The 21,970-nt window shown below is 57.2% G+C and carries 22 protein-coding genes; 15 read left to right on the top strand and 7 right to left on the bottom strand.

Annotation, left to right across the window (positions count from 1 at the left end; translation table 11 throughout):
- Positions 1-51 precede the first annotated feature (51 nt).
- The 6 genes from EHN06_RS14115 to EHN06_RS14090 form a co-directional block, all read right to left on the bottom strand.
- A complete protein-coding gene (locus EHN06_RS14115; protein ID WP_228257314.1) occupies positions 52-1,578 on the bottom strand; it encodes an RNA polymerase factor sigma-54 in 1,527 nt (508 codons plus the stop codon).
- 158 nt (positions 1,579-1,736) lie between these two features.
- Positions 1,737-2,462, bottom strand: coding sequence for an LPS export ABC transporter ATP-binding protein (gene lptB / locus EHN06_RS14110; RefSeq protein WP_127333180.1), 726 nt, complete (start codon positions 2,460-2,462; stop codon positions 1,737-1,739).
- Positions 2,440-2,991: a lipopolysaccharide transport periplasmic protein LptA gene (lptA, locus tag EHN06_RS14105; protein ID WP_127333179.1), complete on the bottom strand. Its 552-nt coding sequence runs from the start codon at positions 2,989-2,991 to the stop codon at positions 2,440-2,442. Before lptA ends, lptB begins: the two co-directional genes overlap by 23 nt.
- A complete protein-coding gene (lptC, locus tag EHN06_RS14100; RefSeq protein WP_127333178.1) occupies positions 2,963-3,577 on the bottom strand; it encodes an LPS export ABC transporter periplasmic protein LptC in 615 nt (204 codons plus the stop codon). Before lptC ends, lptA begins: the two co-directional genes overlap by 29 nt.
- A gap of 13 nt (positions 3,578-3,590) precedes the next feature.
- Entirely contained in the window at positions 3,591-4,148 is a 558-nt protein-coding gene (locus EHN06_RS14095; protein WP_127333177.1) for a KdsC family phosphatase, read from the bottom strand.
- Positions 4,149-4,159: 11 nt separating this feature from the next.
- Positions 4,160-5,158 (bottom strand): KpsF/GutQ family sugar-phosphate isomerase, encoded by a 999-nt coding sequence (locus tag EHN06_RS14090; RefSeq protein ID WP_127333176.1) that lies wholly within the window; start codon positions 5,156-5,158, stop codon positions 4,160-4,162.
- 188 nt (positions 5,159-5,346) lie between these two features.
- On the opposite strand from EHN06_RS14090, the gene EHN06_RS14085 reads away from it, so the two are divergent.
- The 11 genes from EHN06_RS14085 (at position 5,347) to EHN06_RS14035 (ending at position 14,443) form a co-directional block, all read left to right on the top strand.
- Positions 5,347-6,159 (top strand): ATP-binding cassette domain-containing protein, encoded by an 813-nt coding sequence (locus tag EHN06_RS14085; protein WP_127333175.1) that lies wholly within the window; start codon positions 5,347-5,349, stop codon positions 6,157-6,159.
- Positions 6,156-6,938, top strand: a complete 783-nt coding sequence (gene mlaE / locus EHN06_RS14080) for a lipid asymmetry maintenance ABC transporter permease subunit MlaE (RefSeq protein ID WP_127333174.1) — start codon at positions 6,156-6,158, stop codon at positions 6,936-6,938. The genes EHN06_RS14085 and mlaE overlap by 4 nt, the downstream gene beginning before the upstream one ends.
- A gap of 57 nt (positions 6,939-6,995) precedes the next feature.
- Entirely contained in the window at positions 6,996-7,445 is a 450-nt protein-coding gene (mlaD, locus tag EHN06_RS14075) for an outer membrane lipid asymmetry maintenance protein MlaD (protein ID WP_127333173.1), read from the top strand.
- A gap of 60 nt (positions 7,446-7,505) precedes the next feature.
- Positions 7,506-8,138: an MlaC/ttg2D family ABC transporter substrate-binding protein gene (locus EHN06_RS14070; RefSeq protein ID WP_416332561.1), complete on the top strand. Its 633-nt coding sequence runs from the start codon at positions 7,506-7,508 to the stop codon at positions 8,136-8,138.
- A complete protein-coding gene (locus EHN06_RS14065) occupies positions 8,135-8,455 on the top strand; it encodes an STAS domain-containing protein (RefSeq protein ID WP_127333171.1) in 321 nt (106 codons plus the stop codon). The genes EHN06_RS14070 and EHN06_RS14065 overlap by 4 nt, the downstream gene beginning before the upstream one ends.
- A gap of 122 nt (positions 8,456-8,577) precedes the next feature.
- On the top strand, positions 8,578-8,820 hold the full coding sequence (locus EHN06_RS14060) for a BolA family protein (RefSeq protein ID WP_127333170.1): 243 nt from the start codon (positions 8,578-8,580) through the stop codon (positions 8,818-8,820).
- Positions 8,821-8,850: 30 nt separating this feature from the next.
- On the top strand, positions 8,851-10,113 hold the full coding sequence (murA, locus tag EHN06_RS14055; protein ID WP_127333169.1) for a UDP-N-acetylglucosamine 1-carboxyvinyltransferase: 1,263 nt from the start codon (positions 8,851-8,853) through the stop codon (positions 10,111-10,113).
- A 29-nt stretch (positions 10,114-10,142) separates the two neighbouring features.
- A complete protein-coding gene (hisG, locus tag EHN06_RS14050) occupies positions 10,143-10,793 on the top strand; it encodes an ATP phosphoribosyltransferase (protein WP_127333168.1) in 651 nt (216 codons plus the stop codon).
- A 256-nt stretch (positions 10,794-11,049) separates the two neighbouring features.
- A complete protein-coding gene (gene hisD, locus EHN06_RS14045) occupies positions 11,050-12,354 on the top strand; it encodes a histidinol dehydrogenase (RefSeq protein ID WP_127333167.1) in 1,305 nt (434 codons plus the stop codon).
- A 124-nt stretch (positions 12,355-12,478) separates the two neighbouring features.
- On the top strand, positions 12,479-13,531 hold the full coding sequence (hisC, locus tag EHN06_RS14040) for a histidinol-phosphate transaminase (protein WP_127333166.1): 1,053 nt from the start codon (positions 12,479-12,481) through the stop codon (positions 13,529-13,531).
- A 168-nt stretch (positions 13,532-13,699) separates the two neighbouring features.
- Positions 13,700-14,443, top strand: a complete 744-nt coding sequence (locus EHN06_RS14035) for a Nif3-like dinuclear metal center hexameric protein (RefSeq protein WP_127333165.1) — start codon at positions 13,700-13,702, stop codon at positions 14,441-14,443.
- A gap of 182 nt (positions 14,444-14,625) precedes the next feature.
- Here the strand turns inward: EHN06_RS14035 and EHN06_RS14030 are convergent, their stop codons facing one another.
- Positions 14,626-15,072, bottom strand: a complete 447-nt coding sequence (locus EHN06_RS14030) for a YhcB family protein (RefSeq protein ID WP_127333164.1) — start codon at positions 15,070-15,072, stop codon at positions 14,626-14,628.
- Positions 15,073-15,315: 243 nt separating this feature from the next.
- On the opposite strand from EHN06_RS14030, the gene zapE reads away from it, so the two are divergent.
- The 4 genes from zapE (at position 15,316) to EHN06_RS14010 (ending at position 21,539) form a co-directional block, all read left to right on the top strand.
- Positions 15,316-16,413: a cell division protein ZapE gene (gene zapE, locus EHN06_RS14025; RefSeq protein ID WP_206075793.1), complete on the top strand. Its 1,098-nt coding sequence runs from the start codon at positions 15,316-15,318 to the stop codon at positions 16,411-16,413.
- A gap of 68 nt (positions 16,414-16,481) precedes the next feature.
- The gene (locus EHN06_RS14020; RefSeq protein WP_127333162.1) at positions 16,482-17,666 is read left to right on the top strand and encodes a thiolase family protein; all 1,185 of its coding nucleotides are present in this window, start codon (positions 16,482-16,484) and stop codon (positions 17,664-17,666) included.
- Between the two features lie 569 nt (positions 17,667-18,235).
- Entirely contained in the window at positions 18,236-20,143 is a 1,908-nt protein-coding gene (locus tag EHN06_RS14015; RefSeq protein ID WP_127333161.1) for a DUF1302 domain-containing protein, read from the top strand.
- Positions 20,144-20,177: 34 nt separating this feature from the next.
- Positions 20,178-21,539: a DUF1329 domain-containing protein gene (locus EHN06_RS14010; protein ID WP_127333160.1), complete on the top strand. Its 1,362-nt coding sequence runs from the start codon at positions 20,178-20,180 to the stop codon at positions 21,537-21,539.
- Positions 21,540-21,970 lie beyond the last annotated feature (431 nt).

The following is a 21,970-nucleotide window of genomic DNA, read 5'->3' as shown; positions in this document are numbered from 1 at the left end:
GTGAGGGCCAACGGTGTGCCGGCGTTATTCCTGCCGGCGGATCCAGTCGGGTCAAACCAGCCGTTTCCGTTCATTGGAAGGCGGAATGTGCATAGCCTCACGATATTTGGCTACGGTCCGCCTGGCTACCTTGATACCCTGTTCTCCTAGCATGGCTGCAATTTTGCTATCGCTCAATGGCTTTTTCGGAGTTTCTGCCGCAATCAGTTTCTTGATCATGGCACGGATCGCGGTGGAGGAACACTCTCCACCCTCATCAGTACTGACGTGGCTCGAGAAAAAGTACTTTAATTCAAAGATGCCACGGGGTGTATGCATGTATTTCTGGGTGGTCACCCGGGAAATGGTGGACTCGTGCATTTCCACGGCCTGGGCAATGTCCGACAGAATCAACGGCTTCATCGCTTCTTCGCCGTGATCCAGAAAGCCCTGCTGATGCTCGACAATCCGTGTGGCCACCTTGAGCAGGGTTTCGTTTCGGCTTTGCAGGCTCTTGATGAACCATTTCGCCTCCTGAAGCTGATCCCTCAGGTAGGTGTTGTCGGCGCTGCTGTCCGCGCGCTTGATCAGGGAAGCGTAACTGGCATTGACCCGGATCCGGGGAGCAATGTCGGGATTGAGTTCGACTCGCCAGCGGCCGTTGTGCTTGCGAACCATAACATCGGGAATGACGTAATCCGGTTCGGCCCGGTCTACCGAATCGCCCGGCCGTGGGTTGAGACTGGTGATCAGCGCCAGCACTTCCCGCAACTGATCTTCCTTCAGGCGGCTACGGCGCAGCAGTTGTGCGTAATCCCGGTTGCCCAGCAGGTTGATGTAATGGGTAATGACCAGTCGCGCCTGGGCCAGCCAGGGGGTGTCCGGCGGCAACTGGTTGAGCTGGATCAGCAGACACTCCTGCAGATTGCAGGCAAAGACGCCGGGTGGATCAAAGTGCTGCAGTCGGTGCAGCACTGCTTCCACTTCGTCCAGTTCCAGCGGGTCGTCCTCGGTGTCGTCCACCAGTCCGGAATGGATTTCCTCTATGGATGAGGCCAGGTAGCCACGCTCATCCACTGCGTCCATCAGGGCATGGGCGATGGCCTGGTCCCGTTCGCTCAGGGGGGTCAGGTTCAACTGCCATTCGAGATGGTCCTGAAGGGTCTCGGTCGGGGAATTGCGGGTTTCGAAGTCGCTGTCGTTCTCGTCTTCATTGCGGGCCGCCGGTGCCGGTGCTGACTGGTAGATGTCATCCCAGGCGGTATCTACTGGCAAATCGTCCGGAATGTTATCGGGAATGTCATTCTCCGATGCCCAGTCGGGACCGTTCTCGGATTCATCCCAGTCGGAGGTGGACTCCGTCGCCGAAGCGGTTTCCTCGGACTTCGGGGACTCTTCGTGGTCCTGCTCGGAGGTATTGGCATCCGGGGTATCGTCGTCTTCCGAGGTTTCCAGCATGGGGTTGGAGTCCAGAGCCTGCTGGATTTCCTGCTGAAGGTCGAGAGTAGAGAGTTGCAGAAGCCTGATCGCCTGCTGCAACTGGGGCGTCATGGTCAGGCTCTGACCCAGTTTTAACTGTAATGACGCTTTCATAACCATGGTTCAGGATCCGTCACCCAGTAAACGAGTGATTGCAAAAAAAATTCGTTGTATGCTGGCTACTTGCCAGACCAAGCAAGTTCTTTGCCGAGTGTACTTGCTTGTCACTGACATGACAATTGGGTCATGGTAAAACCGGCTCTGGAATATGACGCCGGTCAAAGCCGGAATTCATTTCCGAGGTAGACCTCTTTCACTTGCTGGTTGGCCAGGATTTCCTCCGAATTTCCGGAAGCAATAATGTGGCCGCCTGAAACGATGTAGGCATTCTCGCAAATGTCCAGGGTTTCACGCACGTTGTGATCAGTAATCAATACCCCGATCCCCTTGTCCCGCAAGTGCCGGATAATCTGTTTGATGTCGCTGACCGAAATGGGGTCGACACCGGCAAAGGGTTCATCCAGCAGGATGAACGCCGGTTCCATCGCCAGCGCCCGGGCAATCTCCACCCGCCGCCGCTCACCGCCGGACAGCGCCATGCCCAAGCTGTCGCGGATGTGCGTAATGTGGAACTCTTCCAGCAGCTCTTCCAGTTTGGCCTCGCGATCCGCCCGTTTGAGTTCCTTGCGGGTCTCCAGGATCGCCATGATATTGTCCCGCACCGTCAGCTTGCGGAACACCGACGCTTCCTGGGGCAGGTAGCCAATCCCCTTGCGGGCACGACCATGCATCGGTAGTGGCGTAATGTCCTTGCTGTCGATGGTGATGCGGCCATTATCCGCCGATACCAGTCCTACGATCATGTAGAAGCAGGTGGTCTTGCCTGCTCCATTGGGACCCAGCAGGCCAACAATTTCGCCACTGCGAATCTCCAGGGAGACGTCAAGGACCACTTTTTTGTGTTTGTAGCTTTTTGCCAGATTACTGGCCCTGAGAACTGCCATCCGAATCCTGTCTGTTTTGACTGCTGCGTGGCTGGATAACCATCTCAACACGGCCATTGCCGTTGCTGGCGGACCCTTCTGCGGTGACGACACGGTCGACGCTATCATAATGAATGATGTTGCCGCGGAACAGGTTGCCATTCTGTTCAATCACTGCTTCCCGTTCAAATGTCAGCCGGTTTTCCGGGGCCGAGTAGGTGATGTTGAGGGCGCGAGCGTCGGTTTCTCCTTCGCCGTTCCGCGCGGGTTGCCGGTAGTGGGCTGGTTGCCCGGTGGCTTCGATTCGCCGCAGGCCGTTCTCATCACGGTAGAGGATCACTTTGTCGGCGGTCAGCTCAGTGGCTCCCTGGGTCAGGGTGACGTCTCCGGTGTAGGTGGCAACCCCCTTGCTGTCATCCAGCCGTGCGCTGTTGGCTTTGACGGTAATCGGGGTGTCGGAGTCCAGGCTGAAAGCAACTGCTGACCCGGCAAACAGGAGTGCTGCCAGCGCTGCGGTAAAATTACGGATTGGCTTGTTGGCCAGGTTCATAGCGTCCTTCCACCTGTGAGTCGAGTTCGAGAATGCGGGCATCTATCCAGGCCTTCATTCCGGTTGCCCGGGTCACGCTGAATGAATCGGTCAGCGTGACCGGAGCGTCGGTGTAGACCGTGCGGCTGTTGTTGTCCAGCGTCAGCCTGGAAGTCGTCAGGATGCCCCGGCGGTCACCGGCAGTGCGAATCACCTTGACGTTACCTTTGAGGTGAAGCAGGCCATCCGCCTCACGGTAAGTTCCGGTATCCGAGCTCAGGTGCCAGGGTTCGGACTCACCCTCACCAAATAGTTCCGCCCGTGGGGATTCCATGATGGCCCTGTTGCTGGCTTCAAACTGCTCAATACGCGGGCTTTCAAAGCGCACATTGAGTTTGCCGGTTTCATCGTATGAAAGGTAGCGACCGTTGACGACAAAGCCATCGGGTTCGGACTGCCCTCTCAGTGCCGCTGCGTCCACCGGTTCCTGAGGCTCGTCACTCTGCCACATCATCACGATCAGAGCCACAATGGTGCAGCCCAGTGCCAGGGTTCTCAGCCAGGGACGGTCGACCAGTAACAGGGTGGGGAGCAGGTTGCCTCTCATCGCGACGGGTCCTTCAGTCGGCCAGGGTGTAGGCGGCCAGGGTGGTGTCGAGCTGGCCGCAGGCGGTCAGCAACAGGTCACAGGCCTCCCGAACCGCACCGCTGCCACCGGGGACCGAGGTACATACATCCGCCTGTTCGCGAACCAGCCAGTAGCCGTTGGGAACGGTAATGCCCAGGCCGGCAAAGCGGATGGCGGGCAGGTCCGGCAGATCATCGCCCATATAGGCGATCTCGTCGGGGCTGACACCAAGGGATTCGACCAGTTCCTGCAGCGCCACCTTCTTGTCTTCGCGGCCCTGCATCAGGTGCGGGATGCCGAGGTCGCTCATGCGTTTTTGAGTCAGTGGCGAGGTGCGCCCGGTGATGACGGCGACGGTAATGCCGGCGGCCATGACCTGTTTCAGACCCAGTCCATCCAGAATATTAAAGCCTTTCATTTCATCGCCCGTGGCACTGAAAAACAGTTTGCCATCGGTCATGATGCCGTCTACATCCAGGGCGAGCAGGCGAATATTGGCGGCTTTGCCGAGAATGCGGGCCGGCCATTGCGGGCGCAGGGTATCGGTCATTGCTTGCCTCCTCAGATAACGCCGGCGCGGAGCAGGTCGTGCATATTGATGGCGCCGACCAGTTGGCCATTTTCATCCGTGACGGGCAGGGCGTTGATTTTCATTTCTTCCATGATGTTTAACGCCTCGGCGGCCAGGTGGTCGGCCTGGATGGTTTTGCCGTTATGGGTCATGACTTGGTGAATGGGGGTTGTGTGGACGTCAAAGGATCTGTCCAGCGTGCGACGCAGATCGCCATCGGTGAAGACACCGGTCAGGTTACCGTCCGCGTCCACCACCGTGGTCATGCCCAGTCCCTTGCGGGACATTTCAAGCAATGCGCCGCTGAGGGTGGTGTCTTCGGTGACGCGGGGGATGCGGTCGCCGGAATGCATGATGTCGGAAACCCGCAGGAGCAACCGGCGACCCAGGCTGCCGCCAGGGTGGGAGAAAGCGAAGTCTTCCGCACTGAAGCCGCGAGCTTCCAGTAGCGCGACCGCCAGGGCATCCCCCATTACCAGGGTGGCCGTGGTACTGGAGGTGGGGGCCAGTCCCAGGGGGCAGGCTTCCAGGGCCACACTGACATCAAGGTTGGCCACCGCTTCTTTTGCCAGGGTGGAATCTGCATTGCCGGTCATGCTGATCAGCGGGGCACCCATACGACGCAGCAACGGAAGGATGGTGACCACTTCGCTGGTGTTACCGCTGTTGGAAATGGCAAGCACCACGTCCTGTCCGGTGATCATGCCCAGATCGCCATGACTGGCTTCGCCGGGGTGTACGAAGAAAGAGGGCGTACCTGTGCTGGCGAGGGTGGCGGCAATTTTGTTGCCAATGTGGCCCGATTTGCCCATGCCGGTTACCACCACGCGTCCCCGACAAGCCATGATGACCTCGCAGGCACGGACAAAGTGATCGTCGATGCGATCCAGCAGGGACACAATGGCCTCTTTTTCTATCTCGATGGCTCGGAGCGCCGAGTCCCGGTAGGTCTGCTTGATGTCGGCTATGGTCTTGTCGCTGTCGCTCATGGTGTTTTCGGCTCGCACCTTGTCGTCATTTGGGACACTGGTTGGTTTGGCGGGAGTATATCACTTCACGAGGCTATGGGGCCTTGTTCAGGGAAACTGATCATTGCCATCAGGACATTTTGTGTTGTGTGGATTGAGCTTCCAATCTGCTTCGCATAATGTATGCGCCTGATTGAAAGGGATGGCTTATGGCTTCGGAAGCATACATAACATTGACGGATGTGGTTTTCTCGCGCTCGGGCCGGCGTATATTTGATGGTGTGACCCTCGAAATCCCCCGCGGCAAAATTACCGCCATCATGGGGCCGAGCGGAACCGGGAAGACCACCCTGTTGCGGCTGATCGGCGGTCAGTTGAAGCCGGATTCCGGTACCATCATGGTGGCGGGTGAGAATGTGCCCAAGCTTAGACGCAAGGCCCTGTATACCCTGCGGGAAAAAATGGGCATGTTGTTCCAGAGCGGTGCCCTGTTTACCGATCTAAGTGCATTCGAAAACGTTGCCTTTCCCCTGCGTGTCCATACTTCCCTGCCCGAGGACATGATCCGCGATATTGTGCTGATGAAACTGGAGGCTGTCGGGCTCCGGGGGGCGAGGGACATGATGCCTTCAGAGCTTTCCGGTGGCATGACCCGCCGGGTGGCCCTGGCCCGCAGCATTGCCCTGGACCCGGAACTGATCATGTACGACGAGCCCTTCGCCGGCCAGGATCCCATTGCCATGGGGGTGCTGGTCAAACTGATCCGTGACCTCAACAGTTCCATGGGGCTGACCAGCGTGCTGGTGTCCCACGATGTACCGGAATCCCTGAGTATTTGCCATTACGCCTGTATTATTGCCGACGGCCAGATTATCGGCGAAGGGACGCCGGATGAATTACGGCAGCACCCATCCGAGCGGGTGCAGCAGTTCCTGCAGGGGCAGCCGGATGGTCCCGTGCCATTTCATTACCCGGCTGCGGATGCCGGGTCGGACTGGGGACTCACCGGAGGCCTCAAATGATGGATCGGATCGCCGCACTTGGCCGCCTGGGGTTTGCTATCGTGGCCACGGTTGGCCGTGCCGGCTATTTTCTTGGTGGCGCCCTGGCCGGGGTTCCGAAACCTTCGGTGGGGTTTCCATTACTGGTTCGTCAACTCTATTCGGTTGGGGTGCTGTCCCTGGCGATCGTTGTGGTATCTGGTCTGTTTATCGGCATGGTGCTGGGGCTGCAGGGCTATACCATTCTCAGTGATTATGGCTCTGAAGCGGCGGTCGGTCAGATGATCGCTCTGACACTGGTGCGGGAACTGGGGCCGGTCGTGACGGCGCTGTTATTCGCGGGGAGGGCCGGCTCGGCCCTGACCGCCGAGATAGGCCTGATGAAGGCAACGGAACAGCTGTCCAGCATGGAAATGATGGGGGTGGATCCTCTCAGGCGGGTGATTGCCCCCCGGTTGTGGGCCGGTTTTATCGCGATGCCAATCCTCGCCGTGATCTTCTCGGTGGTTGGTATATGGGGTGGCATGCTGGTGAGTGTCGATTGGCTGGGCGTATTCGAGGGCGCATTCTGGGGTAATATGCAGTCATCGGTCAGCTTTGTGGATGACGTGCTGAACGGCGTGGTGAAAACCGTGGTATTCGGGTTCGTCTGCACCTGGATTGCCGTGTTTCAGGGTTACGATTGCGTGCCGACTTCTGCCGGCATCAGCTCGGCCACCACCAAAACCGTTGTCTATTCATCATTGGCCGTTCTCGGCCTGGATTTTGTGCTTACTGCCGTCATGTTCGGGGATTTCTGACCCTGAGTTGCGGTGTAGATACAGCAGGATTGACCAGAACTTAATCGGGAGCCGGATATGGCACAGAGAACCACGGAAATCATCACTGGCCTGTTTATGATCGCAGGGCTTGCAGCGGTGCTGGTTCTGGCATTGCAGGTGAGCGGATTGTCACCCAAAAACGCAGGTGACACGTATACCCTGTACGCCAACTTCAACGACGTTGGCGGCATTTCGCCGCGGGGCAAAGTCGCCATGGCGGGCGTCAAGGTGGGCTCGGTTCGCAGTGTGACTCTGGACAAGGAGACCTTCCAGGCCAGGGTGGAGCTTGCCATTGACGCTGACGTGGACAACATTCCGGCGGATAGCTCCGCGGTAATACGTACATCCGGCATACTCGGGGATCAGTACATTGATATTTCAATCGGTGGAGATATGGAATCCCTGAAGCCTGGAGACAGCTTTTATTCAACACAGTCGGCCATGAATCTTGAGCGCCTGATTACCAATTTCGCATCGGGTAAATAGCGCAAGAGAAAAGGATCTGAAACGTTACAGGAGAAAAACATGGTATTGATCAGACGCAGCATGCTTTTTATGGCCTTCCTGATGGCGGCCCTGGTGTTTCCGGCCCACGCAGGTCAGGAGGAAGACCTTGTAAAGTATGTGGATGAAAATACCCAGCGCCTGGTGGACAAGCTGAACGAAGAGAAGGGACTGTACGACAGGGACCCTGAAGCTTTTTACAGCAGCATGGACCAGGAGCTGCGGGAATTTGTGGATTTTCGCCGGATTGCCGCTCGCGTCATGGGAAGGTATGCACGCCAGACCTCCCCTGAGCAGCGCGATGAATTTGTCGAGAAATTCAAGCGTAGCCTGTTCGACAGCTACGCCCAGGCGCTGGTCAGTGCGAACGACTTCGCCATTGAAGTGAAAAGCGCGGAAATCCATCCTGATCATGCGGACCGGGCCTCCGTGCAGATGGAAGTGTTGACGGCCAGTGGCAACCGATACCCGGTCACTTACTCCATGTATAAAAATGATGAAGGTCGCTGGATGATGGAAAATGTCATCGTCGAAGGCATCAACATCGGCCTGGCGTTCCGTGACCGCTTTGCCCAGGAAATGGAGCAGAACCGTGGCCAGGTCCAGGCTGTCATCGATGGCTGGGGCGATGCCGTGGATTCTCTCAACCTTGATGAAGAAATGGATAACTCATGAATCCGGGCGCCCGGGTTGAGCTCAGTGGCAACACCCTGAAAGTGAGCGGGTCTGTTGATCCGCTCACTGTGCTGCCCACCAGAAAGCAGGGCGAGGCACTGATTCAATCGGCCTCCGGTAACCTGACGGTCGATCTGAGTGCCATGGAAACAGCACACAGTGTGGTTCTGTCGTTACTGCTTTGCTGGCAGCGATACGCCGAGAAGTTCGGTCGTTCGCTGTCATTCACTGGCGTCAGCGCCCGTCTCTATTCGCTGGCCGCTCTCAGTAACCTTGAAGAGCAGTTGTCCGGTTTTCAGCCCGATCAGTCCGCCTGAAAAAATCCCCGCTATTCTTCACATTCCCGACTCTCTCCATTCTGTCATTCGCTGCTGGCTGACCCGGGCCGCGTAATTGGTTACAATCTCGCCCCTGATCTACAAACACCCGAGGAATGACTATGGAAGCCGCCGAAGTTACCGAACTGGTAAAACAGGCCCTGCCGGATTGCGAAGTGCAGGTTCAGGTCGATGGCAACCACTATATGGTTGTCGTGGTAGGGGAGGTTTTTGAAGGCCTGTCCACCATCAAACGGCAGCAAATGATCAACAAGGTGCTTTTCCAACACATTATGGACGGCACCATACACGCCCTGCACCCAAAAGCCTTTACTCCGGCTGAGTGGGCCGCGCGCCAGGGCTGATGACTGCCCGCCAATAACAGGAAGACTATTGTGGACAAACTTCTGATCAGGGGCCGCAAGCCCCTGAATGGTGAAATCCGGATATCCGGTGCCAAGAACGCCGCCCTGCCCATACTGGCGGCCACCCTGCTGGCGGATGAACCGGTAACCGTGGGCAACTTGCCGCACCTGAACGACATCACCACCATGATCGAGTTGCTGGGTCGCATGGGCGTGGAGCTGCTGATTGATGAGAAAATGAGCGTGGAAGTACACGCCAACACCATCAAGCATTTCCACGCGCCTTACGAGCTGGTCAAGACCATGCGGGCGTCGATCCTTGTGCTGGGCCCGCTGGTGGCTCATTTTGGTGAGGCGGAAGTGTCCCTGCCGGGTGGTTGTGCCATTGGTAGCCGGCCGGTAAACCTGCACATCCACGGCCTGGAAATGATGGGCGCGGAAGTGAAGGTGGAGAATGGCTACATCAAAGCCAGGACCAATGGTCGCCTGAAGGGTGCCCACATCTTCCTGGACACCGTAACCGTCACCGGTACCGAAAACCTGATGATGGCCGCTGCCCTGGCGGATGGTAAAACTATCCTGGAAAACGCCGCCCGCGAACCGGAAGTGGTGGACCTGGCGGAATGCCTGATTGCCATGGGCGCCGACATCAAGGGCCACGGCACTGCGACCATCGAAATCAATGGCGTGGAACGCCTGCACGGTTGTCACTACGACGTGCTGCCTGACCGTGTCGAAACCGGTACCTACCTGGTCGCCGCTGCCGCCACCGGCGGTCGGGTGAAACTGAAAGACACCCGTGAAGACCTGCTGGAAGCGGTGCTGCTCAAGCTGGAAGAGGCCGGGGCACACATTTCCACCGGTAAAGACTGGATCGAGCTGGATATGAAAGGCAACCGCCCGAAAGCGGTGAGCCTGCGTACAGCGCCGTATCCGGCATTTCCGACAGACATGCAGGCCCAGTTCGCGGCGATGAACGCCGTCGCCGAAGGCACCGGCACCATCGTGGAAACGGTGTTCGAGAACCGCTTCATGCACCTTCAGGAATTGATTCGCATGGGTGCGGACATCACGCTTGAAGGCAACGCGGCAATCATCAAGGGGGTTGAGCACCTGACCGGAGCACCGGTAATGGCGACCGATTTGCGCGCGTCTGCCAGCCTGGTCATCGCCGGCCTGATGGCCGATGGCGACACCATTGTGGATCGCATCTACCATATTGATCGCGGCTACGAGTGTATTGAAGAGAAGCTGCAGCTGCTGGGCGCCAGTATTCGCCGCCTGCCAGCATGAGCGACACGGATCAGAAACCGGAAGGACGCATGACCGACTCCATCACCATTGCATTGTCGAAGGGGCGAATCCTCGATGAAACCCTGCCATTGCTTGCGGAAGCAGGCATTGAGCTGGTCGACGACATCAAGAAATCCCGAAAACTGGTGTTTCCCACCACTGATCCCAACGTGCGGGTGCTGATTATCCGCGCCACGGACGTGCCCACTTATGTGCAATATGGCGGCGCGGATCTCGGGGTAACCGGCAAGGATGTCCTGATGGAGCACGGCGGTGACGGTCTCTACGAGCCGCTGGATCTGAACATTTCCCGCTGCCGTCTGATGACCGCCGGTCCAAAGGATAAACCGGCCCCGGCGGGTCGAATCCGTGTAGCTACTAAATTTGTTAACCTGGCACGACGTTACTACTCGGCCCAGGGCAGGCAGGCGGATATCATCAAGCTCTACGGTGCGATGGAATTGGCTCCGATCCTCAATCTGGCGGACGAAATTGTCGATATCGTCGATACTGGCAACACGCTGAAGGCCAATGGCCTCGAGCCAAGGGATCTGATCGAACACATCAGCAGCCGTCTGGTGGTTAATCGCGCTTCGATGAAGATGAAACACGAGCGGATTAACCCCATAATTGAAAAAATGTCCGTTGCTGTGGACAAGCGCCGGCAAGACTCGGCGTAAGAACCGGTCAGCCGGGGCAGTCCAGGATCTAGCCTGGCGGGCTGAAGGGATCGGGTAAGGCTTTCCAAAACACGCTCAAGCACATCCATGTGGCGCTTGGGCTCCGCCATCCATGGCTCCGCACAGTTTTGGAAAGCCTTACCCGATCCCTTCGTCCGACTAACGGTGAGTCTGGACTGCCCCGGCAGACCGGTTCCTGAGCTATCGTGGCGACCTGAGTATCTGTAAGCCGTTAATCCCATACAGGATTTGATTCATGACTGTGAGCATCAAACGACTAAACGCCTCCCAAAGTGACTTTGACAGTGCGCTGGCCAAGCTGCTGGCCTGGGACGACAGCGTGGATCATCAGGTGAATGAGTCGGTGCGTCATATCCTGCATGAGGTGAAAACCCGTGGTGACCAGGCGGTTCTGGAATTTACCGAGAAGTTTGATCGCCTGAAGGTTAGCAGCGTTGCTGACCTGGAAATGGATCAGAGCAGACTGCAAAAGGCGTTGGGCGCTATTCCCGAAGACCAGCGTGTGGCCCTGGAAAAAGCCGCTGAGCGGATTCGCGGTTATCACGAACACCAGAACCAGAAGTCCTGGCAGTACCAGGACGAAGACGGCACCGTGCTTGGCCAGAAGGTGACGCCGCTTGATCGTGCAGGCTTATACGTTCCCGGAGGCAAGGCGGCATACCCGTCCTCAGTGCTGATGAACGCTATCCCTGCGAAGGTTGCGGGTGTGAGCGAAGTGGTGATGGTGGTTCCGACACCGGACGGTGTAGTGAACGATATGGTGCTGGCCTCTGCGGCCATTGCTGGCGTTGACCGAGTATTCACCGTCGGTGGAGCGCAGGCAGTTGCAGCTCTGGCCTACGGCACGGAAACCATTCCTGCCGTCGACAAGATCGTTGGGCCCGGTAATATCTTTGTTGCCACTGCCAAGCGCGAAGTCTTCGGCACCGTCGGTATCGACATGATCGCCGGCCCGTCGGAAATTCTCGTCATCTGCGACGGCAAAACCGATCCTGACTGGATCGCCATGGATCTGTTTTCCCAGGCCGAACATGACGAACAGGCCCAGTCCATCCTGATCAGCCCGGATGCAGACTTCCTGGACGCCGTCGAAGCCAGCATCAACAAACTGCTGCCGACGATGGAACGTGCAGACATAATCCGCACCTCCATGACCGACCGCGCCGCCCTGATCCAGGTCGCCGACCTCAGCGAAGCCGCTAAGGTCTCTAACCGGATTGCCCCGGAACACCTGGAGCTTTCCGTTGAAGACCCCGAGACCCTGGTGGAAGAAATCCGCCACGCCGGTGCCATCTTCATGGGGCGCTACACCGCCGAAGCCCTCGGCGACTACTGCGCCGGCCCGAACCACGTGTTGCCGACCAGCGCTACGGCACGGTTCTCGTCGCCGCTGGGGGTTTATGATTTCCAGAAGCGCTCGTCCATCATAGGTTTCAGCGCTGAGGGAGCCGATCGCATGGGGCGTGTTGCTTCAGTATTGGCCCGGGGCGAGGGTTTGACTGCCCATGCGCGGTCGGCGGAATATCGGATCAAGGATTGAGTCAGTTTGTCGGATTAGCGAAGCGTAATCCGACAATATGCTATCACCAAAGTTTGCGAGGGCGGCGGGGATGTCTTCCCGGGAAGACATCCCCGCCGCCCGTCTTCTCGGAGTAAAAACAGAAATGAGTAAATTCTGGAGCCCGCTGGTCAATGACCTGGTGCCTTATGTGCCGGGCGAGCAGCCAAAAATGGCCAACCTGGTGAAACTGAACACCAACGAGAACCCATTTGGCCCGTCACCCAAGGTTATCGAAGCCATCCAGGCCGAGCTGAACGACAGCCTGCGCCTTTACCCGGATCCGGAAGGCGAAAGCCTGCGCCAGACCATCGCCGACTACCACAAAGTCACGCCTGAACAGATCTTCTTGGGCAACGGCTCCGACGAAGTCCTGGCCCACATCTTCTACGGCCTGTTCCAGCACGGCGAACCCGTATTGTTCCCGGACGTCACCTACAGCTTCTACCCGGTGTACTGCGGCCTCTACAACATCGAAGGCAAAACCGTCCCCCTGACCGACACCTTCGAAATCGACCCGGCCGACTACAAACAACCCAACGGCGGCGTCATCTTCCCGAACCCGAATGCGCCAACCGGGCGTTATCTCGATCTGGAGCACGTAGAAGAAATCCTCCAGGCCAACCCCGACCGGGTCGTCGTAGTAGACGAAGCCTACATCGATTTCGGCGGCGAGAGCGCGATTGCATTGGTCGATAAATACCCGAACCTGCTGGTCAGCCAGACGCTGTCGAAAGCCCGCTCACTGGCTGGTCTCCGAGTTGGCTTTGCAGTAGGGCACCCGGATCTGATCGAAGCCCTCAATCGCGTCAAAAACAGCTTCAACAGCTACCCCCTGGACCGCCTGGCCCTCGCCGGCGCGAAAGCGGCCTACGAAGACGAAGCCTGGTTCCGGAAATGCTGCGACGGTGTTGTTTCAGAGCGTGAGCGAATGACTAATGCACTGGCAGAACTTGGGTTTGAAGTTCTTCCATCCAAGGCGAATTTCATCTTCGCCCGCCACAAAACACAGACTGGCGAGGCGCTGGCAAAAGGTCTGAGAGAGCAGGGCATCATAGTCCGCCACTTCAATAAACCCAGAATCAGTGACTTCCTGAGAATCACCATTGGAACGGCAGAGCAGAACGATGCCTTGATTGCTGGCCTCAAGTCTCTGTAGCCTTCAAGCTTGGGGTGTCGCAAGGCAGGTAAGGCTTTCCGGGAAACGCTACAAGCACATCCATGTGCGCTTGATCTCCGGCCATCCATGGCCTCCGACATTCCCGGAAAGCCTTACCTGCCTCGCTCTTCAAACATGCGGAGTTATATCGTCAAAGACGGAGAGTTCATGGCAAACCGCAACGAAATCCTGAAAACAATCGAACAATGGCTCCAGCCCGAAAACTTCCAGGACTACTGCCCGAACGGCCTGCAGGTTGAAGGCAAGGACGAAGTGAAAGTCATCGTCACCGGCGTCACCGCCTCAAAAGCCCTCATCGACGCCGCCATTGAAGCCAACGCCGACATGATCCTCGTCCACCATGGCTACTTCTGGAAGGGCGAAGACCAACGCATCCAGGGCATGAAGCGACAGCGCATCAAACAACTCCTGGACCACGACATCAGCCTCGTCGCCTACCACCTGCCACTGGACGACCACCCCGAATACGGCAACAACCGCCAGTTGGCCGACGTGCTGGGCATCGAAAACCCCCGCCCTCTCGGCGGCCTGGTGTGGGAAGGCGAACTGCCAACAGCGGTCACCCCCGAACAGTTCGGCCGACAAATTGCCGAGAAACTCCATCGGGAGCCTCTGTGGGTCGGTGAGGGCAAACCAGAAATCAAACGGGTAGGGTGGTGTACCGGCGCAGCCCAGGGTTTTATCAACATAGCCCTTGAAGCTGGCCTGGATGCTTACATCAGCGGTGAAATCTCAGAACCGACGACTCACACCGCTCGTGAATGTGGAATTCACTACTACGCGGCAGGCCATCACGCCACGGAGCGTTACGGAGTGAAGGCGCTTGGTAAGGCCTTGGAGAAAGAGTTTGGGATAAATCACCGGTTTATCGACTGCGATAATCCAGTGTAATAAGGCGTGTAGAGGATAACGCTAAAGTCAGGGTGACTGGTTGGGCCTATCTTTCCAAAACTGTGCGGAGCCATGGATGGCGGAGCCCAAGCGCCACATGGATGTGCTTGAGCGTGTTTTGGAAAGATAGGCCCAACCAGTCACTCCACCGAAAAATTCAGGCCGGGGACGGTACCAGCTGGTCAGGCCTTAGAGGTTGAAGACTTGTCGCCCTTCTTGAGCCCAAAGTCCTCAGCCAGCGTGCCCTTATCCTCAGGCCCGGACTTGGGCGCATAATCCCGTGGCGGCTCCACGCCGTCCTCGCGAGCACCCTCAAGACGAGCACGAGACCTCTCCTGCTCCAGCTCCTCCATCCACTCCTCATCATTACACAGCCGGTTCGCCCCCCGTGCCATGTGCTGATTCACATCGCGATACGCATCATTGAAACGGCGCAGCAGATGAGCCGATTCCATAAAGTGCTCATTCACCTGGGCCTGGTAGCGGGTATATTCGCTACGTAGCTCCTCAATCTGTTGCTCGACACGGCGCTGACGCAGATTAGTAGTCTGCCCGGAGCGGCTGATCAGTACGCCGATGACAATGCCAACAACCAATGCGGCAATCGCTGCCAGAATCAGGTTCGTCATAAGATGTGTCGTCCTTTTGCGTTTTAAGAGCTTGGCCCTTTGGGGCAGTATAACGTTCCAGGCTGCTCACGCCCATCCACAAAGTCTGAGCCAATCGTCGTATTGCTTCGTCAAAGCCTGCCCTGACTGGAGAGCCGGGTATCCGTTGGCAGTGCCAACGTGGCGAAAAATCCCAAAATCGGCCACAATACGCCGCCGTAAATGAACGACCACTCTTCGGGAACAGGCTTGATGACCGACCACATGACCCCTTGGCAACGCTACCAGCAGGATCTCGAACGCCCGGATTTTCACCGGGATCCGGCACAGGAAGATGCCGTCCAGCGTTTGCAGTCACTGTACGATAAACTCGTGGAAGCCGAAAGCGAACGCCAGAAAGGTTTGGCAAAACTTCGCAGAAAGCTGAAAAAGGGCAGGGAAGAACCGGTCAGGGGGCTGTATTTCTGGGGTGGTGTCGGTCGTGGCAAAACCTACCTGATGGACACCTTCTACGAATCGCTGCCGTTTGATCGCAAAATGCGGGTTCACTTCCACCGTTTCATGCAGCGGGTACACAACGAACTCAAGTCCCTGAAAGGGGAAAAGAACCCGCTGGAGCTGGTATCAAAAAAGTTTGCCGACGAAACCCGGGTGATCTGCTTCGACGAGTTCTTCGTGTCCGACATCGGTGATGCCATGATCCTGGCCACCCTGATGGACGGTCTGTTCAGCCGTGGCGTGACCCTGGTGTGCACCTCCAACATCGTGCCCGACGGTCTCTACAAGGACGGCCTTCAACGCGCCCGCTTCCTTCCAGCCATTGATCTTGTTAAAAAACACACCGAAGTGGTGAATGTCGACGGCGGCGTGGACTACCGTCTCCGGACCCTGGAACAGGCCGAGTTGTACCACTTCCCGCTGGATGATGAGGCCGACGTCAGCCTGCGCAAAAGTTACGATGCACTGGCGGTCGAGGCGGCGAAGCACAGTAAATCCATGGAAATCAACGGCCGCAAGATTCCCGCCATCGCCCACGCCGACGACGTGGTGTGGTTCGATTTCAAGGACGTGTGCGACGGGCCCCGCAGCCAGAACGACTACATTGAGCTGGCGCGACAGTTCCACGCCATCATCATCAGCAATGTCCCGGTGCTGGGCGGTGACAAGGACGATCAGGCCCGCCGTTTTATTAACATGATTGACGAATTTTACGACCGCAACGTCAAAGTCATCATCTCCGCCGCGGCGGCAATCACCGATCTGTACGCCGGCGGCCGCCTGGGTTTCGAGTTTGAACGTACCGAATCCCGACTGCTGGAGATGCAGTCCAGGGAGTACCTGGAAGCGGCGCATAAACCCTGAGACAAGGTGTCGGATTACGCTTTGCTAATCCGACAAACCTACCAAACAACCAACAGAGAGATTCAGATATGAGCACAGATAACGTAGTCATCGTCAGCGGTGTCCGTACCCCCATGGGCGGCTTCCAGGGCAGCCTGGCGGACGTCAGCGCCCCGGAACTGGGTGCCATCACCATCGCCGAAGCGGTGAAGCGCGCCGGCCTGCAGCCGGCGGACGTGCAGGAAGTGGTTATGGGTAACGTACTGCCTGCCGGCCTCAAACAGGGCCCGGCCCGCCAGGCCATGCGCAAGGCCGGTCTGCCAGATCACACCGGCGCCACTACCATCAATAAACTGTGCGGTTCCGGTATGAAAGCCGCCATGTTCGCTCACGACATCATCAAGGCTGGCAGTAACGACATCCTGGTTGCCGGCGGCATGGAAAGCATGTCCAATGCGCCATACGTGCTCCAGGGTGTCCGCAAGGGCTACCGCATGGGGCCGGGCCAGGCACCGCAGGATCACATGTTTCTGGACGGCCTGGAAGACGCCGAAACCGGCCGTCTGATGGGGGCTTTCGCCCAGGAAATGGCGGACAAGAAAGGCTATACCCGGGAAGAAATGGATGAATACGCCATCACCTCCCTGACCCGAGCCAAGAAGGCCATCGAAGAGGGCCTGCTGAAGGACGAGATCATCCCGGTGACGGTAAAGACCCGTAAGGGCGAAGTGGTTGTAGAAGACGATGAGCAGCCCCATAACGCCAACATCGAAAAGATCCCGAGCCTGCGTCCGGCGTTTGCCAAAGACGGCACGGTTACCGCTGCCAACGCCTCGTCCATCTCCGACGGCGCGTCTGCGCTGGTGCTGATGCGTGAGTCCGAAGCCGAAAAGCGTGGTCTGAAGCCGCTGGCCCGCATCGTTGGTCACAGCACCCAGTCACAGCATCCGTCCGAGTTTACCTGTGCACCAGTGGGCGCGATCGAGACGCTGTTCGCCAAGACTGGCTGGAGCAAGGACGATGTGGATCTGTTCGAGATCAACGAAGCTTTCGCTATGGTGGCCATGATGCCGATCCGCGAGCTGGGTCTGGACCCTGAGAAGGTCAACATCCACGGTGGCGCCTGTGCCCAGGGCCATCCGGTCGGCTCAACCGGCTCCCGTCTGCTGGTAACCCTGATGTACGCGCTGCAGCGTTACGGCAAGAAGAAAGGCGTCGCAGCCCTGTGTATCGGCGGCGGTGAGGCGACGGCCATGGCTATCGAAATGCTTTAAGGCTCCGGGCTTTTAACTTTGGTGTTTTGGAGAGGTGCCTGCCCCTTTCCAAAACACGCTGTAAATACGTCCCTGTACGCTTGGGCTCCGCCATCCCTGGCTCCGCACAGTTTTGGAAAGGGGCAGGCACCTCTCCACCCGGACTTGAGTGATTGCTACCCGGATTCGTCTTGCTGAATAGATTGGCGCCGAGAGGGGGACGGCTTTCCGGGAATGTCGGAGGCCATGGATGGCCGGAGATCAAGCGCACATGGATGTGCTTGTAGCGTTTCCCGGAAAGCCGTCCCCCTCTCGGTGCTTCCCCATAGCCCTAAACCCCGTTCTGCTCAGGTCTAAATAGACAATAAAACAAGGTGGTTGCATCCACCATTGTTGTCTATAGTGATTCGAAGTGAGGGAACCCGGCGGTAAAACAGGGTATGACCGCAAAATCATACTTTTGACTGATCAAAGCGCCCAAGAGCGTTAGCTATAGTGCCAGCATCACGAGCACTGTGCGTGAAGCCTCCAACACCGTGAACACCAATAATCAGAGCAGCGACTCAGAACAACAATGGAGTAGCCTTCCAATGACAAGAAAAACTCAACAATGGCATCAGTGGGCCAAATTGCCGCTGGCCGTGGCAGTTGCAGCCGGTATGTCCGGGCAGGCAACCGCCTATTCGTTTTACCTGGGGGACGTCGAAGCCCAGTTCAATACCACACTGTCCGCCGGTGTCGGCTGGCGTACTCAGGAACGTGACAAGCGCCTGATCGCCCAGGGTAACCTCGGCCCCGAGTACGCTCCGGGTGGGAGCAAGGAAAATATTGGTGCGTCCACCAACAACTACGATGACGGTAACCTGAACTTTGAGAAGGGTGACACCTACTCCAAAATCGTCAAAGGTAACAGTGAGCTGTTCCTGGACTACAGCGTCAACAGCGATATGCTGACGCGGGTAGGCGGTCTGCTTCGTGGCCGCTATTGGTACGACTTCGAACTGAAGGATGAAATGCGCGCCGTTGATGATGTTGGCCAGCGGCGCGAGCTGAACGATGAAGCGAAGGATAACGCCTCTGGTGGCGAAATTCTGGATGCTTACGTGTTCTCCGACTGGTATTTCGGCAATGTGCCTGTGAGCCTCCGTTATGGTAAGCAGGTGGTGAGCTGGGGCGAGAGCACCTTTATCCAGGGCGGTATCAACGTGATTAACCCGGTTGACGTTCCTGCCTTCCGCGCCCCGGGTTCAGAATTGAAGGATGCACTCCTGCCAGTAGAAATGTTCTACATGTCAGCAGGCGTGACCGAGAATATGACCGTCGAGACATTCGTTCAGGCGGATTGGGAGCCGGTTCGTCCCGACGATTGCGGTACGTTCTTCTCCACCAACGATTTTGCGTCGGACGGTTGTGGACCTGTGCTTCTGGCAGGGCAGTTGCCGGACTCCCAGGCGTTTGCTCAGGGATTCATTGCTCCACGCCTTGGCGATAAAGAAGCTGATTCAAAAGACCAGTTTGGTGTCGCTCTGCGTTGGTATGTGCCAGAGTTGAATGACTCCGAGCTCGGGTTCTACTACATCAAGTACAATAGCCGCCTTCCGTACGTCAGTGGTCTGGTGAATAACCCCTCCGATCCGGACGGTACCCAGACCAATGACCCGAGCAAGCCTTTCTCGACATTCCCGAGCTACTTCATTGAGTACCCGGAGAATATCAACCTGTATGGTATCAGCATCAACACCACCACCCCGGGTGGCTGGTCTCTGGGGGCAGAATACAGCTTCCGCGACAACGTCCCCATTCAGTGGAACGCGTTTGAGCTGATTCTGGGTGGCCTGCAAGCACGCACAGAAGCCGATGGCAGCCAGACGCCTCTGAGTCTGCTTGAGCGTCAGCGTCTGGAAGAGGCGGGTGGTGCAAACCTTGCCGGGACTGAGGTGCAGGGTTATGACCGCTTCAAGGTTTCACAGGCGCAGTTCACACTGATCAAGTTCTTTGATCAGGTGATGGGTGCGAGCCGACTCTCATTTATTACGGAATTTGGTGCAACCTACATCCACGATTTCCCGGACACAGACGAAGCGCGATTCGGTCGTTCCGGCACCTTCGGTGTAGGTGAAATTCCCCTGGACGCTCTGGGTGGTGCGGATATCTGCGCCGGTGGGGCGAACCTGAACACCAATTACTGTAACAACGAAGGGTTCACGACAGACTTCTCATGGGGCTACCGTGCGCGTCTGGTCTGGGCATACAACAACGTGTTCTCCGGCATCAACCTCTCGCCACAGCTAGCCTGGAGCCATGATGTACAAGGATACAGCCCTCAGCCAGGTGGCGCTTTTAACGAAGGCAGCAAGGCGCTTGGTCTGTCCCTGCAGGCGGTCTACCAGAACAAGATCACCGGCAACATCGGCTATACAAACTTTTTCGGCGGTAAACCGTATAACGAGTTAACTGACCGTGATTTTGTCAGCGCGAGTGTTTCTTACTCCTTCTGAAACCGGCATGAATTCGTTTGACGAGGTAATCTAAATGAAACTGAACAAAAAGCTATTGGCCTCCGGTGTGATGGCTGCAACCCTGTTTGCCGGCAATGCCTTCGGTGCGGTATCCGCCGAAGAAGCCGCCAAACTGGGTAACAGCCTGACGCCCATTGGCGCCGAGAAAGCCGGCAATGGGGATGAAATCCCGGCCTGGGATGGTGGCCTCAAGGAAGCGCCTGCGGGCTACAACGATGATGGTATCTACATTAACCCGTTCCCGAACGACGAGGTGCTGTTTACCATCGACCAGAGCAATGTGGATCAGTACGCCGAGAACCTGTCCCCGGGGCAGGTGGCGATGATCAAAAGGTACGACGACTACAAGATGCCCGTCTACCAGACGCGTCGCACAGCGACTTATCCTCAGTCAGTCATGGAGCAAACCGTCGAGAATGCGACGAAGGCGGAACTGATCAAGGGCGGAAACGGCATCGCGAACTATCAGGATGCGACACCGTTTCCGATTCCTCAGAATGGCGTAGAAGCCATCTGGAACCACATTACTCGCTATCGGGGTGGCTCGGTTCAGCGTAACGTTGGTCAGGTAACACCAACTGAGAACGGTAACTACAGTGTGGTCAAGTTCCAGGATGAGCTGACCTGGCGCGCATACCTGAAAGACTACGAGCCGGATCAGGATCCCAACGTTCTGTTCTATTTCAAGCAGGCCATTACTGCACCGGCCCGTCTGGCGGGTAACGTGCTTCTGGTCCATGAAACCCTGGATCAGGTTAAAGAGCCCCGTCGTGCCTGGGTATACAACGCCGGTCAACGTCGCGTCCGTCGTGCACCCCAGGTGGCCTACGATGGACCGGGTACCGCTGCGGATGGCATGCGTACCTCCGACAACTTCGACATGTTCAACGGCGCACCCGACCGCTACAACTGGGAGTTGGTCGGCAAAAAGGAAATGTACATTCCGTACAACTCCTACAAGCTGGTGGATCGTGACCTGAGCTACGATGACATCATCAAGGCCGGGCATATCAACCAGGATCTGACCCGTTATGAACTTCACCGTGTGTGGCATGTCCGCGCGACCCTGAAAGACGGCGCACGTCACATCTATGCCCAGCGGGATTTCTACCTGGACGAAGATTCCTGGCAGGCCAGCGTGATTGATCATTATGACGGTCGTGGCGAACTCTGGCGTGTCGCCGAGGCCCATGCCATGCAGTTCTATGACCAGCAGGTGCCCTGGTACGCGATTGAGGTGCTGTATGACCTGCTCTCCGGTCGCTACCTGGCGCTTGGTCTGACCAACGAGGAAAACGATCCTTATACGTTTGGAGTAGAGCGTACTTCGCGGGAATACACACCTGCCGCTCTCCGTCGGGCGGGCGTTCGATAAAACGCGTCAGGCGTTGTGCCGAAAAAGGCGGGCCTCCGAGCCCGCCTTTTTTTATGGACGTTGGCTGTGATAAATGCGTTAAATTCTCGCCACTGTTTTACAGACTGCCACGTCAAAGTTTTGCAGCCCACACCGCATTTGGTTTAACCTCTCCCTCATACTAAAGGCGTACCCGATGATGGTACCCAGATAATTTGTGCAAACATTGCATATTCCGGACACGTGACAATGCCATTCATGGTTGCCGTGAGCCGGACTTGAGCGGGGCGAAGTGTGAAACCATTTGATGATGGCAGTGCCGCCAATGATGAGTTCCAGTCGGTTTCCGCCGGAACACATCGGGGCGAGCTCGTCAGAGATCTCTTGCGACAACGGGTCCGGATTCCCTCCGCACCCTCTGAAGGCCTTCAACGGCCGTTGCTGACAGGACG

The sequence above is a fragment of the Marinobacter sp. NP-4(2019) genome, from assembly GCF_003994855.1.
Lineage (GTDB): Bacteria > Pseudomonadota > Gammaproteobacteria > Pseudomonadales > Oleiphilaceae > Marinobacter.
The sequence above is the reverse complement of the archived record's forward strand: the minus strand, read 5'-3'. Positions and strand labels throughout refer to the sequence as shown.

Excerpts from the sequence above, each read along its gene's own strand:
- EHN06_RS14115 (WP_228257314.1), bottom strand. The coding sequence starts at position 1,578 with ATGGTTATGAAAGCGTCATTACAGTTAAAACTGGGTCAGAGCCTGACC.
- lptB (WP_127333180.1), bottom strand. The coding sequence starts at position 2,462 with ATGGCAGTTCTCAGGGCCAGTAATCTGGCAAAAAGCTACAAACACAAA.
- lptA (WP_127333179.1), bottom strand. The coding sequence starts at position 2,991 with ATGAACCTGGCCAACAAGCCAATCCGTAATTTTACCGCAGCGCTGGCA.
- lptC (WP_127333178.1), bottom strand. The coding sequence starts at position 3,577 with ATGAGAGGCAACCTGCTCCCCACCCTGTTACTGGTCGACCGTCCCTGG.
- EHN06_RS14095 (WP_127333177.1), bottom strand. The coding sequence starts at position 4,148 with ATGACCGATACCCTGCGCCCGCAATGGCCGGCCCGCATTCTCGGCAAA.
- EHN06_RS14090 (WP_127333176.1), bottom strand. The coding sequence starts at position 5,158 with ATGAGCGACAGCGACAAGACCATAGCCGACATCAAGCAGACCTACCGG.
- EHN06_RS14085 (WP_127333175.1), top strand. The coding sequence starts at position 5,347 with ATGGCTTCGGAAGCATACATAACATTGACGGATGTGGTTTTCTCGCGC.
- mlaE (WP_127333174.1), top strand. The coding sequence starts at position 6,156 with ATGATGGATCGGATCGCCGCACTTGGCCGCCTGGGGTTTGCTATCGTG.
- mlaD (WP_127333173.1), top strand. The coding sequence starts at position 6,996 with ATGGCACAGAGAACCACGGAAATCATCACTGGCCTGTTTATGATCGCA.
- EHN06_RS14070 (WP_416332561.1), top strand. The coding sequence starts at position 7,506 with ATGCTTTTTATGGCCTTCCTGATGGCGGCCCTGGTGTTTCCGGCCCAC.
- EHN06_RS14065 (WP_127333171.1), top strand. The coding sequence starts at position 8,135 with ATGAATCCGGGCGCCCGGGTTGAGCTCAGTGGCAACACCCTGAAAGTG.
- EHN06_RS14060 (WP_127333170.1), top strand. The coding sequence starts at position 8,578 with ATGGAAGCCGCCGAAGTTACCGAACTGGTAAAACAGGCCCTGCCGGAT.
- hisG (WP_127333168.1), top strand. The coding sequence starts at position 10,143 with ATGACCGACTCCATCACCATTGCATTGTCGAAGGGGCGAATCCTCGAT.
- hisD (WP_127333167.1), top strand. The coding sequence starts at position 11,050 with ATGACTGTGAGCATCAAACGACTAAACGCCTCCCAAAGTGACTTTGAC.
- hisC (WP_127333166.1), top strand. The coding sequence starts at position 12,479 with ATGAGTAAATTCTGGAGCCCGCTGGTCAATGACCTGGTGCCTTATGTG.
- EHN06_RS14035 (WP_127333165.1), top strand. The coding sequence starts at position 13,700 with ATGGCAAACCGCAACGAAATCCTGAAAACAATCGAACAATGGCTCCAG.
- EHN06_RS14030 (WP_127333164.1), bottom strand. The coding sequence starts at position 15,072 with ATGACGAACCTGATTCTGGCAGCGATTGCCGCATTGGTTGTTGGCATT.
- zapE (WP_206075793.1), top strand. The coding sequence starts at position 15,316 with ATGACCCCTTGGCAACGCTACCAGCAGGATCTCGAACGCCCGGATTTT.
- EHN06_RS14020 (WP_127333162.1), top strand. The coding sequence starts at position 16,482 with ATGAGCACAGATAACGTAGTCATCGTCAGCGGTGTCCGTACCCCCATG.
- EHN06_RS14015 (WP_127333161.1), top strand. The coding sequence starts at position 18,236 with ATGACAAGAAAAACTCAACAATGGCATCAGTGGGCCAAATTGCCGCTG.
- EHN06_RS14010 (WP_127333160.1), top strand. The coding sequence starts at position 20,178 with ATGAAACTGAACAAAAAGCTATTGGCCTCCGGTGTGATGGCTGCAACC.